Below are 12,642 nucleotides of genomic sequence, written 5' to 3' on the forward strand. Positions count from 1 at the left end.
TAATTTTATCAAAAGGTGTCCTTTTTGTTTACTCAAATAACAACATAAAAAGGCGTGGGGCCTACACTTTTTTTAGTGTAAGCTCCCACGCCTTAGTTTTTATTTACTGGGGTTTTGTCCCAGCCTCTTTACAATTACTTTATTTACTTATATTCACGGAAAATTTATTTGTATGCTTTGTCAATGTCTTTGATAAATCTACTAGTTTTAAACCTATTTCATGTGTCCCCTCTATTTGTTTCATTTGAGCTTCCCCACTTGCAAGCATTTCTTCAACACTTGCTAAAGTTTCTTGTGATACAGAAGAAAAACTTAGAGAAATCTGTTCTAGCTTTGGTAAAATTTGCTGTAAATCAGAAAAATCTGTTTCCATATTTATTAGATTTTCATCCATATCTGATATGCCTTCCATTAATTCACTAATTGACTCTTGGGATTGGTTGGATATATTTAATGTTTCTTTTGTTTTGACTAACATGGTAACAAACTCATTGCTCGCTGTATGGGAAATCCCATTTAAATCACCAATGGAACTAGTTATGTTTTCTGCAGCCTGCTTGGATTGATCTGCTAATTTACGTACTTCATTCGCAACAACCGCAAAACCTTTTCCAGACTCTCCAGCTCTTGCTGCTTCAATCTGTGCATTCAATGATAATAAATTGGTTTGTTCAGCTATTTCCTGAATAGTTCCTGTAAATTGGCCAATCGACTCGATATGTTCTTCCACCTGTTGAATGATTGCTGTAAGTTGGGTAAAATCTGTTTCAAATAAATCAATCATTTCAATAAGCTTAGTCGTAGTCCTTTTACCATAGACAGCAGATTGAAGCATATGTTCACGACTTTTTTGCACCGTAGCCATACTCTCTTGAATTTGCGCCATCTTTTGCTTTAATTGGGTAAATGATTCCAAGTTCGTTTCTGAACTGCTTGCCGTTTGTTCTGCACCCTCTTTTACAGTATGTACAGCTGCCACTAAATCTTGGCTTGATGCTAATGTTGTTTCTGATGATTCCTGTAAATTAATACCAGTATGTTCCAATCGGTCTGTAGTTACTTTTACTTGATAAAGTATTCCACGCATATGACGAATCATCGCGTGATAACTTTTATGTAAAGATGTAATCTCTGGAATGGTGGTATGGAGTTTTTCCGGATCATGTAATTTTCCTTCTCTTACAGTACGCATCATTTCCCTTAACCTCGTCAGTGGCGTTGTCATGCTTCTAACAAATAATACAATAATAATTGTTGCTACTATAATGAATCCAATTGTTAAAAACATAATAAATGTCGCCATTTCATTGACTTCACTCATATAGGTATGTGCTGGAACTGCTAGAACATAAATTCCATCTAAATCTTGTAATGTCCGAAAGGCAAATGTATATTTATTGGTATCGATTGTTGAGTGAAGGATACCATTTTTTTCTTCTTGGATGGCTTGAATGACCTTTTCCGGAATATCGGGCAATGATTTTTCACTTATTTTAAATGGGTTTACTTCTTTATTTTCAATATAAAAGTAATCAGATTCCATGCCTTCCATTTCTAATTGCTTGCGTTGCGAACGAACATTTATCTCTAGCTGCTGCATAAAATAAGCATCATCACCAACATATAGAAACTTTAAATTACTTGCAATCTGATCCATTAATTCTACCTCACGTTGTAATCGGTTTTCTACTTTTTCAATGGTCATTTGACTTGATTTTCCATAAGAAATCATACCAACAGCAACGACCGAAATGGTTAAAAGGGCTATAAATAGAATGATGAGGCGATTCTTCAAACTAATTTTTTGTAATATTTTTTGATAACTTTTTTGTATGGTGTTTGCTTCTGTGTCTTTTAACCTATTTTTTATGATTTTTTTCACAAAGTATCCCCCTTAAGAACTAGCTATATTTATTCTAGCAATGGTTTGTTAAGCAAGTGTAAAGAAGTGTTAAAGTTTTGTTAGTATTTTCTTATAAGGGTATAAAGCGAAACTTACTAGCGTGATGGGGTTTCTAATTTTGCTTACGAGGTAGTCGCCCGCGTGACTGATTTTCCACTTTTGATTGATTTCGGGCACGGGGCAGCCGCCAGCGTGACCGGTTTTCCACTTTTACTTGATTTCGGGCACGGGGCGACTCCCAGCGTGACCGGTTTTCCACTTTTACTTGATTTCGGGTACGGGGCAGCCGCCAGCGTGACTGATTTTCCATTTTTACTTGATTTCGGGCACGGGGCGACTCCCAGCGTGACCGGTTTTCCACTTTTACTTGATTTCGGGCACGGGGCAGCCGCCAGCGTGACCAGTTTTTCACTTTTACTTGATTTCGGGCACGGGGCTGACGCCAGCGTGACCGGTTTTCCAAATTCCAAGTAATTCCGGTTACATTAACATAAAGAGCAATCATCATTACAAAATTAAAAACAGAAAAACTCTGAATCTTTCACAATTGATCCAGAGTTTTTCTTATCATTTCCTGTTAGCTTTGAGCGACTTCTTGTTTTTCTTTGTTCCATGCATCCATGTCTACTTCAAACCCAAGGTCCTCCATCATTTGCCAATCATAGGTTCTTTCTGCTCCCTCTGTTGTGAGGTAATCTCCGATAAAAATGGAGTTTGCCGGAAAAAGGCCGAATGGTTGTAGGCTGCGCAAATTCACTTCTCGCCCACCAGAAATTCGAATTTCTTTTGTTGGGTTAATAAAGCGAAATAAGCATAATACCTTTAAACAATAACGGGGATCTAGTTCATCTGTACCTTCTAATGGAGTACCATCAATCGCATGTAAAAAATTGACTGGAATGGAATCGGCATCTAAGGCTTTTAAACTTCTTCCCATGTTAATGACATCTTCTTTTGTTTCTTTCATCCCAACAATGACTCCAGAACATGGGGAAATTCCAGTCTGTTTAGCATATTCGACCGTTCGAACACGATCATCATATGTGTGAGATGTCGTAATGTTTTCATGATGATTGCTGGAAGTATTGATGTTATGATTATATCTGTCTACCCCTGCGTCTTTTAAACGTTCAGCCTGCCCTGGCTTTAAAATACCTAAACATGCGCAAACTGTCATGTCTTCATGTTTATCTTTAATCTCTTTTACCGAATCGACAACCACATCTAGTTCATGGTTTGTTGGGCCTCGACCACTCATCACGATACAATAAGTTCCAACGTTTAAATCCTTCGCGCGCTGTGCCCCTGCAACAATGTCTTGTTTTTCCATCAGAGGATATTTTTCAATCGGTGCTTCCGAAACAATTGACTGGGCGCAATAGCCGCATGATTCTGGGCATAGTCCTGATTTTGTATTAATAATCATATTTAATTTCACTTTGTTACCGAAGTAATTTTTACGTACTTTATAAGCCGCATGAAGCAATGGTAATAAATCCTCATCTGGACTTTCCAAAACCGACAGAGCCTCTTCATCTGTTATTTCTTCATCAGCTAATACCTTTTCAGCAATCTTTTCATATTTATTCATTTATTTACTCCCCTTTCTGAATTCGGTTTATGAATAATATGGCGCATCCGATACCCAAATACCCCTGCAAACACGGCGAGTATAAGGTCTTTTGGTAGTGGAGCCAACATCCATAACCATGCTAACTTATACGTAAATTCAGGTGGTGCATCTGCCCAAATTTGATAAGCAAAATAAATCCAATTCGTCCCGAAAATATAAATAATAACTGTAGATATAAGCGCAGCAACAATGTATGCTCCGCGGGTGCTAAAGGATTCCACTATTTTTCCTGTTAAGTAAGCAGTAAAAATAAATGCAATAATAAAGCCAAATGTCGGACTCAATAATTGAGAGAATCCTCCAGTGAAACGCGCAAATACTGGTGCTCCTGCAAGTCCAATAAATGCATACACTGCTATGGAAATCGCTCCTAAACGACTACCAAGCATAATTCCTGCTAATATTGCAAAAAAAGCCTGTAATGTAATTGGAACTCCACCAACTACCATAAAAGGTGCAAAAGACGTGATATTCGCACCAATCATCATGAGTGCTGAGAACATTCCTATGTAAGCGATATCAAGAGCGCGAAATCTTATTTTTGTTCCAACTGTTGTGGAACCCATTTTACTCACCTCTTTTTTTGTATTTCTTATAGGATAATTGATTGCGACATAGTTTGTCAACCTTATATTTAAATAGTTTACATTGAAGGATCAATAAAAAAAAGAGACTATCTCCATAGTCTCTCACAAAATACAACCCCGTTATCCTATTTTATTTCTTGTAAATCTCACAGTTTTCATTTGCTGTGGGATTTCCTTTATCATTTACATCATCACTTTACAAATATTATTGGAAAATTCTACTGGATCTTTTACCGGCATTCCTTCGATTAATAATGCTTGGTTATATAAAAGGTTCGTATATAGACCGAATTTCTCCTTATCACTTTCAAAAGCTGTTTTTAGCGATTGATAAACATTATGATCGGGATTGATTTCTAACACTTTTTCTGCTTCAATTTGTTGGTTATTTGGCATTGCATTTAATACTTTTTCCATTTCAAGTGAAATATCACCATCAGCCGCTAAACAAACCGGATGTGATTTCAAGCGTTTGGATACACGGACATCTTTTACTTTTCCATCTAGCAATTTCTTCATTTCGGCAAATAAATCTTTGTTTGCATCTGCTTCTTCTTTTGCCTTTTTATCTTCCTCTTCCATATCAATGCCTAAGTCACCACTTGATACAGAGCGGAATTCTTTTTCTTTATATTGCATGAGCATTTTGATTGCAAATTCATCCACTTCATCTGTGAAATATAAAATTTCATATCCTTTATCTGCCACTAATTCTGTTTGTGGAAGTTTCTCGATGCGATCATTTGATTCTCCAGTTGCATAGAAAATATATTTCTGATCTTCCGGCATTCTTTCTACATACTCTTCTAGGCTGACCAATTTCTTCTCTGTAGAGGAATAGAACAAGAGAAGGTCTTGTAATGTTTCTTTATTTGCACCAAAATCACTATACACGCCATATTTCAATTGACGCCCGAATGCATCGTAAAACTTCTCATAATTCTCACGATCATTTCGGAGCATTTTTAATAGTTCACGCTTAATTCTTCTTGCGATGTTTTTCTCAATTAATTTTAATTGGCGATCATGTTGGAGCATTTCTCGTGAGATGTTTAAGGATAAGTCTTTTGAATCTACCATCCCTTTTACAAAGCTAAAGTAATCTGGGAGTAAATCCCCATTTTTCTCCATAATTAATACACTGTTTGCATATAGCTCTAGGCCTTTTTCATATTCTGCTGTGTAATAATCAAATGGTGTTGTTTCTGGGATATAAAGGATTGCATCATACCGAATAGTTCCATCTGCTTTAATGTGAACATGTTTCAACGGTTTATCAAAGCCATACCGTTTTTCTTGGTAAAAGTTCTCATAATCCTCATCCGTTAACTCATTCGGATTCTTTCTCCAAATTGGTACCATGCTATTAATTGTTTCTTCTTCAGTATAGTCAACATATTCCTCGCTATCATCATCTTTTGGCTTACTTTTTGTGACATCCATTTTAATTGGATAGCGAATAAAATCGGAATATTTTTTCACGATTTCTTTTAGTCGATACTCTTCTAAAAATTGATCATAATCCTCTTCATCTTCATTTTCTTTTAATTTCAAAATTATTTCCGTACCAACATCTGCTTTTTCGCAAGGTTCAATAGTGTATCCATCCGCCCCTGCAGATTCCCATTTATATGCCTCATCACTGCCTAGTGCACGACTAATAACGGTGACAACATCACTGACCATAAACGCAGCATAAAATCCAACACCGAATTGCCCGATAATATCATGTTCATCATCGATTTCATTTGCCTTCTTGAATGCATGGGAGCCACTTTTGGCAATCGTTCCAAGATTCTTCTCTAAATCCTCTTTAGTCATTCCAATACCAGTATCCATCACTTTTAGTGTGCGATTATCTTTATCAGCTTCTAGACGGATATAGTAGTTTTCCCGATCAAATGTTAATGAATCATCTGTTAAGGTTTTATAATAAATTTTATCAATTGCATCACTTGCATTAGAAATTAATTCTCGGAGAAATACTTCTTTTTGTGAGTAAATGGAATTAATCATCATTTCTAATAAACGTTTGGATTCCGCTTGAAATTCCTTTTTTGCCATCATTGATTCTCCCCTTCAAACTTGTCTTAAAATTTAGCACTCTCTTGTCTAGAGTGATAATCCTATATGTTTTTTATCATATCTTGTGAAGGGTGTCAATTAAAGAGGTTTGAAACAAAGCAGTAGTTGGTATGGGCTAGCAAAAATAAAAAGCCCTGTGGATACAGGACCTTCATTAGGTAACTTGTTTCTTCTCTTCTTCTAGGAATCTGATGAAGTATTGCATCATGTGTACGGGTTGTGCTTTGATCAAGCGAATATATCTTTTTTGATAACCTGTCGATACAATATCACTCTTTTGGATTCGTTTAATAATATAGGCTGCACTTTGTCTATGAATCTCTCTTTTTTGATGTTTTGCTTCTTTATATAAAGCTAATCCGAAAGCACCGATTATCGCGAAGAGCACAAGTATAGCCATGCTTGGAAGTTCTGGATTAAAAAACAGAAGAAAGGCTAGGTTTACAAAAGAAAGGACGACTAAAAAAAATGCCCAGAATGTATATTTAGATACCTTTTTAGCTAGTGGTTTAATAATTTCATGTAATTGTTCCATTTCTCGTTTTATAAAGTTAGGCATTTCTGTCATAAACATATTCATCTTCATCTCTTCACTTCCTTTCAAATTATATATCCATTCTTTATTCAAGTAGAATAGGAATTTTCCTTCATTGCATACCTTCTTATTAATGAACTCTATTATTCAGAATATTATATTTAAATATCATTCCTATCCTAACCAATAGTCTGTTAATCTATTCTATTATATTAACGATATTTTCATTCATTATACATCTTATTATTGTAAAAAACGAGACCTTTGTTTATTGTGAAAGCCTCGTTTTTCACCTGATGAAACAGAAAGTTATTTCACATATTTTATAGGTTTTGAAAGAATAAACGTATGACATCAGCACCACCAATTAAAGTTCCAATGGAGCTGCCAATATTAGCGAGTACGACAACGAGCAATACACGGGTTACTTTATTATGCCAAAAGCCTTTAACACTGAATACATCTTCCGCTAATGTTTCAAAGTCTTTCACATTTGGCCTTTTAAAATATGCCTGGACAAATCCGGCAAACCAACCCGCAGCAAGGAGGGGATTCAATGATGTTAATGGTGCTGCGAAAAATGCAGTTAAAATCGCAAGCGGATGCCCGAAAGCTAGCAGTGTACCAATTGCTGAAAATGATCCATTCCATAGGATCCAACTAAGTGTCTGCTGTAATCCGGCAGATGGATTGGATAGAAAGGTATACAGGATAATTCCTAAGATGATAATTGGAATGGACCAGCCAATAATTTTAGGCGCTTTTGATTTCGGTGGAATTTTTGTTAGTCGTTGTAAATTGTGATCCTTATGAATTTCTTTTGTAATTCCAGGAACATGGGCAGCCCCTAGTACAGCAACAACCTTATCGCCCGAGGCATCTTTAATTTTTTGTGCCAAATATTGGTCACGCTCATCAATCAATGGTTCCTTTAAACGAGGAAAATGTTCTGTAAAATCCTCTAACATCGAATCAATCATATCTTGTGATTTCATCTTTTCCAATTCTTCTTCTGAAATGGATTCCCGAGAAAAGATACTGGCAACAACTTGTGTTAGGAGCATTGCTTTTCCCTTCCACCCTAAATTTCGCCAAATTCGATTAAATGTGATTTGGATATTCCGGTCAGCTAATACTAATTCAGCTCCTGATTCCTCAGCAGACTGAATCCCCTGTATCATCTCTTGGCCGGGATTGATTCCGAATTGTTTGGCCATTCGGCGTTGAAAGGAAGATATTGCTAGATTCATTAATAAAAGTGTCGCCCTTTTCTCCTTAATAATTTTAAATATATCCATTTCCTTCCATTTATTTTCATTTGTAATAGACTGGTACCTCTGCTCATCCAGTTCCACACAAACAGAATCCGGATTCTCTCTTTCAATGACATCTTTCACTTGTTCTGCACTTTGTTTCGATACATGTGCCGTTCCAATTAATATATATTCCTTATTATCTAGGTGAATCCTAGTTATATTTTCTTCCGTCATATAATACTCCTTCATCAAAAATAATCACACCAAGTTTTCCTTATGATTTATATTATCATAAATGAAGGATGATAAATAATAATCTTTACATATAACACAAATTCAGTAGAGAATGTATCGGGGTTTCTGCATGGACGGCAGATTTCACTCCGTTTTATATGACTTTTTTCCAAAAGATTCTATAATGAGAAATAGGATATGAAGGAGGAAACGATATATGAGAAATAATCATTTTATAATAATTGGTTTTTTAATGATGCTTATTCTTTTTATGAGTGGATGTGGGGATACACCCGAAAAGGAGTTAGAGGAATTTACTTCATCTAAGGCACCTACATTCGAATTTAACGGAGAAAACCCAGTCGTGACAATGACAATGCAAAATGGTGGGGAAGTGAAGATGGAACTTTATCCAGATGTTGCACCAAATACAGTTTTTAATTTTATTTCTTTAATTGAACAGGAATTTTACAATGGTGTCATTTTCCATCGCGTCATTCCTGAATTTATGATTCAAGGGGGAGACCCTGATGGGAATGGATCTGGTGGGCCAGGCTACTCTATTGCTGGAGAATTCTCCGCAAATGCCTTTGAAAATGAACTCATTCATGATCGTGGTGTACTTTCGATGGCTAGAACCAATGATCCTAATTCCGCAGGATCACAGTTTTTCATTATGACCGAAAAATCCCCACATCTTGATGGAGAGTATGCAGCTTTCGGAAAAGTAATCGAAGGAATGGATGTTGTAGATGATATTGTCCATGCTGAGAGAGATGAACTGGATAAGCCATTAGAAGACCAGAAAATAAAGAAAATGACAGTAGATACAAAAGGAAATGATTTTCCAGAACCAACCAAACAATAGGAAGGAGTACTTAACTTAATGGGGTATATAGAAGAAATACGAAAACTAGTCGGGCATCGGCCTATCATTCTTGTTGGAGCTGCTGTTGTCCTTGTTAACGAAACCGGACATATTCTTTTGCAACAACGTACCTATCCAAAAGGGAAATGGGGACTGCCGGGTGGTCTCATGGAATTAGGGGAATCAACAGAAATGACAGCATGCCGTGAAGTCTTGGAAGAGACTGGTTTACATATTAATTCCTTACAACTCATTGATGTTTTCTCTGGTCCGAACCATTTTTCCATTGCAGAAAATGGAGACGAGTTTTATATGGTGACGATTGCTTATTCAACATCTGACTATGAAGGGGATATCCAAATCGATACAACAGAGTCAATGGATGTGCGCTTTTTTCATCCGGACAAACTTCCTACATATTTGGTTGGTAGTCACCGCCTGATCTTAGAAAAATTTTTTCAGCAGCAGGAAACGTAATCGGGTATAGAATTTCTTTTCTATACCCCTTTATTCCGGTCATGTCCGAATAATTGTGTAAATATTAAATGGACCAAGCAACATGAGCGAAAGAAATATACGTAGACTCCTGCGGGAAAAAAGGCCTCGCTTAAGACCCCCGAGAGCATAGCTCGAGGAGGCTCAGCAGCCGCCCGCGGAAAGCGGAGTATATTTCTGTAGCGATAACCATTATAAAGTTATCATTTTACACACAATTCCGGACATAACCTTTACTCCACCATTATGATACTCCACAAGGTATCCTCTTGCTTGTTATATATAAAACAGAAAAATTCTGTTTTCCCCACAATCAAAAAATTTACAAAAAGTTTACCAAAATATCCTTTTTAAAAATATCACTGTTTAAAGATTAAATTCTTATTCATCAAAATTAACATAACCCTTATTATACTAAGCTTTCTATGGTCTTAAATTATTTAAAAGCCGAAGTTGAATAGTTCAGAATAGTCACCAATAAATATAAGATTCTGTTTATGTGCTACTATTTGCAAGCTATTTATAGGCATTGCCATCTATTTATAAATAAACATACGAGACACCGATTAAACGTGCTATATCGTGATTAATCCGTTTTGACTAAAGTTACCCTTTCCCTATAAGCTATTAGAGACATTGATTTTAAGATTAAAAACGGGAGGTGAGAGCATCCAATCTAATGGAAATGGTGTTACACAAGTAAAATTAAAAAAGAGAGACATACAGACAGAATTTCATTTTCGTAAGCCTAATAAAGAAGATGGTGCTGATGTTTGGAAATTGATTAATAATATTGAAATTCTTGATCTTAATTCACCATACAGTTATATCATGTGGTGTGAGTTATTTTCTAAAACATCAATTGTAGTGGAACGGGATAGTAAACTAGTTGGTTTTATTTCTGGATTTATTCATCCTGATTCAAAAAACACACTTTTTATTTGGCAGGTTGCTGTTAATGAGGATGAGCGGGGAAACGGATTAGGAACAAGGATGTTGTTCGAGTTGCTTGGCCGTACAGCTTGTGAAGAAGTTCACTATGTGGAAGCAACTGTATCCCCATCCAATAACCCATCACAAAATTTGTTTAAAGGACTTGCGGAAAAACTTGGTGCCGAATGTGTAATATCTGATTACTTTTCGTCTACTGATTTTCCAGAAGAGGGACATGAAGATGAACTAATGTTTCGAATCGGTCCATTTACAAGAGTAAAATAAAATTGATAAAGGATGATGATTTAGGTGACAACAGCAGTAATAGAAGATACGAAAATGAAAACCTTTGATAAATATGAATCAGCAGTTAGAAGCTATAGCCGTGGATGGCCAACTGTTTTTGAAAAATCCAAAGGCTATAAGCTATGGGATATAGATGGAAAAGAATATATTGACTTTTTTGCTGGTGCCGGTACTTTAAATTACGGTCATAATAATGATGATATGCAAACAAGAATCATTGAATATATTCGTAACAATGGAATTATTCATAGCCTCGATATGGGTACAACTCCAAGAAAAGAATTTCTTGAACGCTTTCAAGAAGTAATTCTGAAACCTCGTAACCTTGATTATAAGATTATGTTTCCTGGACCAACTGGTACAAATAGTGTAGAAAGTGCCTTAAAAATTGCTAGAAAGGTAACCGGACGTGATACTGTAATCAGCTTTACTAACGCTTTTCACGGGATGACAATTGGTTCACTCTCTATATCCGGAAATTCCTCCAAACGCAATGGTGCTGGAATCCCGCTACATCACGGTGTTTTCATGCCATTTGATGATTATGCAGAAAATCAAGATTCCATTACTTATATTGAAAAATTTTTAGAAGACCAAGGAAGTGGTGTTGCATTACCAGCAGCAATCATTCTTGAAACAGTTCAAGGTGAAGGTGGAATTAATGCAGCTCGAATGGAATGGTTGAAAAAAATAGCAGACATTTGTGAACGCTGGGATATCTTATTAATTGTTGACGATATCCAAGCAGGATGTGGAAGAACTGGTACATTCTTTAGTTTTGAACCTGCAGGAATTAAACCTGATATTGTTTGTTTGTCAAAATCAATTGGTGGTATTGGGCTACCGATGGCAATCACATTAATCAAGCCAGAATATGACCAATGGAGTCCAGGCGAACATAATGGAACTTTCAGAGGAAATAATCTTGCCTTTATTGCTGCAACAGAAGCATTAAAATTCTGGGAAACAGATAAATTTGGCAAAGAGGTCCAGCAAAAAGGAGAATTTCTAAGTGAAGCCGTTAAATCAATCATCAAAAAGTTCCCTGAATTACATGGAACTGCACGTGGAAGGGGATTAATGCAAGGAATTGCAGTCGGTATAGATGGTCTCTCCGATAAGATATGTGCTGAAGCATTTGATCGTGGTCTTATTCTTGAAACATCTGGGCCAAATGGAGAAGTCGTAAAGTTTTTACCACCATTAATCATTGATGAAAAAGGGTTAAGGGAAGGACTAGACGTACTCGAAGAAAGTATCGAGCATGTGCTACAAACGAAATAATTTTAACTATAAAATGCCGAATATTCACTCTATAGTAGAAAGGAAGATATTGTAATGATTGTAAGATCACTTGAAAATATTGTTGGAACAGAAGAAGAAACTACCGGAGAAACATGGACGAGTCGCCGCTTTCTATCCAAAAAGGATAATGTAGGATTTAGTGTAAACGATACCATTATTAAAGCTGGGACAGAGAGTTACTTCTGGTATAAAAATCATATTGAAGCTGTTTATTGCATTGAAGGAGAAGGGGAGATTGAAAAGGTAGAAACAGGTGAAGTCTTCCCAATTAAAGCAGGAACAATCTATGTTTTAGATGAGCATGATAAACATTACCTTCGTGCAAAAACACAAATGCGCATGGTTTGTGTCTTTAACCCACCATTAGTAGGGAAAGAAACACACGATGAAAATGGAGTTTACCCATTATTAACTGAATAAAAAACACAGATTGAAAGAGGCTGGGATAAAACACCAGTAAATATAAAAAAGTCAGATGGTTCATCTCCCGATGGACTACCTG

The 12,642-nt window shown here is 36.2% G+C and carries 12 protein-coding genes; 6 read left to right on the forward strand and 6 right to left on the reverse strand.

Annotation, left to right across the window (positions count from 1 at the left end; genetic code table 11):
• Positions 1-139: 139 nt before the first annotated feature.
• On the reverse strand, positions 140-1,882 hold the full coding sequence (locus tag FHP05_RS12900) for a methyl-accepting chemotaxis protein (protein ID WP_147668920.1): 1,743 nt from the start codon (positions 1,880-1,882) through the stop codon (positions 140-142).
• 162 nt (positions 1,883-2,044) lie between these two features.
• Here FHP05_RS12900 and FHP05_RS12905 point away from each other — a divergent pair, with 162 nt between their 5' ends.
• The gene (locus FHP05_RS12905) at positions 2,045-2,377 is read left to right on the forward strand and encodes a hypothetical protein (protein ID WP_147668922.1); all 333 of its coding nucleotides are present in this window, start codon (positions 2,045-2,047) and stop codon (positions 2,375-2,377) included.
• A gap of 103 nt (positions 2,378-2,480) precedes the next feature.
• Here FHP05_RS12905 and bioB read toward each other — a convergent pair whose 3' ends face one another.
• The 5 genes from bioB to FHP05_RS12930 form a co-directional block, all read right to left on the reverse strand.
• Entirely contained in the window at positions 2,481-3,494 is a 1,014-nt protein-coding gene (bioB, locus tag FHP05_RS12910) for a biotin synthase BioB (RefSeq protein ID WP_147668925.1), read from the reverse strand.
• A complete protein-coding gene (locus tag FHP05_RS12915) occupies positions 3,491-4,102 on the reverse strand; it encodes a biotin transporter BioY (RefSeq protein WP_147668928.1) in 612 nt (203 codons plus the stop codon). Before FHP05_RS12915 ends, bioB begins: the two co-directional genes overlap by 4 nt.
• A gap of 204 nt (positions 4,103-4,306) precedes the next feature.
• Positions 4,307-6,187, reverse strand: coding sequence for a molecular chaperone HtpG (htpG, locus tag FHP05_RS12920; protein ID WP_147668931.1), 1,881 nt, complete (start codon positions 6,185-6,187; stop codon positions 4,307-4,309).
• A gap of 175 nt (positions 6,188-6,362) precedes the next feature.
• A complete protein-coding gene (locus FHP05_RS12925) occupies positions 6,363-6,794 on the reverse strand; it encodes a DUF5392 family protein (RefSeq protein ID WP_147668934.1) in 432 nt (143 codons plus the stop codon).
• A 272-nt stretch (positions 6,795-7,066) separates the two neighbouring features.
• On the reverse strand, positions 7,067-8,233 hold the full coding sequence (locus FHP05_RS12930; RefSeq protein WP_147668937.1) for a TraB/GumN family protein: 1,167 nt from the start codon (positions 8,231-8,233) through the stop codon (positions 7,067-7,069).
• 217 nt (positions 8,234-8,450) lie between these two features.
• Between FHP05_RS12930 and FHP05_RS12935 the strand changes: the two genes are divergently transcribed.
• The 5 genes from FHP05_RS12935 to FHP05_RS12955 all read left to right on the forward strand — a co-directional run bounded on the left by FHP05_RS12935 (position 8,451) and on the right by FHP05_RS12955 (position 12,560).
• On the forward strand, positions 8,451-9,101 hold the full coding sequence (locus tag FHP05_RS12935; protein ID WP_147668940.1) for a peptidylprolyl isomerase: 651 nt from the start codon (positions 8,451-8,453) through the stop codon (positions 9,099-9,101).
• Positions 9,102-9,119: 18 nt separating this feature from the next.
• Complete coding sequence (locus FHP05_RS12940) at positions 9,120-9,578, forward strand: NUDIX hydrolase (RefSeq protein WP_147668943.1); 459 nt, start codon at positions 9,120-9,122, stop codon at positions 9,576-9,578.
• Positions 9,579-10,232: 654 nt separating this feature from the next.
• The gene (ectA, locus tag FHP05_RS12945) at positions 10,233-10,814 is read left to right on the forward strand and encodes a diaminobutyrate acetyltransferase (RefSeq protein WP_330998095.1); all 582 of its coding nucleotides are present in this window, start codon (positions 10,233-10,235) and stop codon (positions 10,812-10,814) included.
• A 54-nt stretch (positions 10,815-10,868) separates the two neighbouring features.
• On the forward strand, positions 10,869-12,119 hold the full coding sequence (ectB, locus tag FHP05_RS12950; RefSeq protein ID WP_147669083.1) for a diaminobutyrate--2-oxoglutarate transaminase: 1,251 nt from the start codon (positions 10,869-10,871) through the stop codon (positions 12,117-12,119).
• A gap of 54 nt (positions 12,120-12,173) precedes the next feature.
• Entirely contained in the window at positions 12,174-12,560 is a 387-nt protein-coding gene (locus FHP05_RS12955) for an ectoine synthase (protein WP_147668946.1), read from the forward strand.
• Positions 12,561-12,642: the final 82 nt, after the last annotated feature.

It is taken from the genome of Cerasibacillus terrae (genome assembly GCF_008039555.1).
In the GTDB taxonomy this organism is placed as follows: domain Bacteria; phylum Bacillota; class Bacilli; order Bacillales; family Amphibacillaceae; genus Cerasibacillus; species Cerasibacillus terrae.

Excerpts from the sequence above, each read along its gene's own strand:
- bioB (WP_147668925.1), bottom strand. The coding sequence starts at position 3,494 with ATGAATAAATATGAAAAGATTGCTGAAAAGGTATTAGCTGATGAAGAA.
- FHP05_RS12915 (WP_147668928.1), bottom strand. The coding sequence starts at position 4,102 with ATGGGTTCCACAACAGTTGGAACAAAAATAAGATTTCGCGCTCTTGAT.
- htpG (WP_147668931.1), bottom strand. The coding sequence starts at position 6,187 with ATGGCAAAAAAGGAATTTCAAGCGGAATCCAAACGTTTATTAGAAATG.
- FHP05_RS12925 (WP_147668934.1), bottom strand. The coding sequence starts at position 6,794 with ATGAAGATGAATATGTTTATGACAGAAATGCCTAACTTTATAAAACGA.
- FHP05_RS12930 (WP_147668937.1), bottom strand. The coding sequence starts at position 8,233 with ATGACGGAAGAAAATATAACTAGGATTCACCTAGATAATAAGGAATAT.
- FHP05_RS12935 (WP_147668940.1), top strand. The coding sequence starts at position 8,451 with ATGAGAAATAATCATTTTATAATAATTGGTTTTTTAATGATGCTTATT.
- FHP05_RS12940 (WP_147668943.1), top strand. The coding sequence starts at position 9,120 with ATGGGGTATATAGAAGAAATACGAAAACTAGTCGGGCATCGGCCTATC.
- ectB (WP_147669083.1), top strand. The coding sequence starts at position 10,869 with ATGAAAACCTTTGATAAATATGAATCAGCAGTTAGAAGCTATAGCCGT.
- FHP05_RS12955 (WP_147668946.1), top strand. The coding sequence starts at position 12,174 with ATGATTGTAAGATCACTTGAAAATATTGTTGGAACAGAAGAAGAAACT.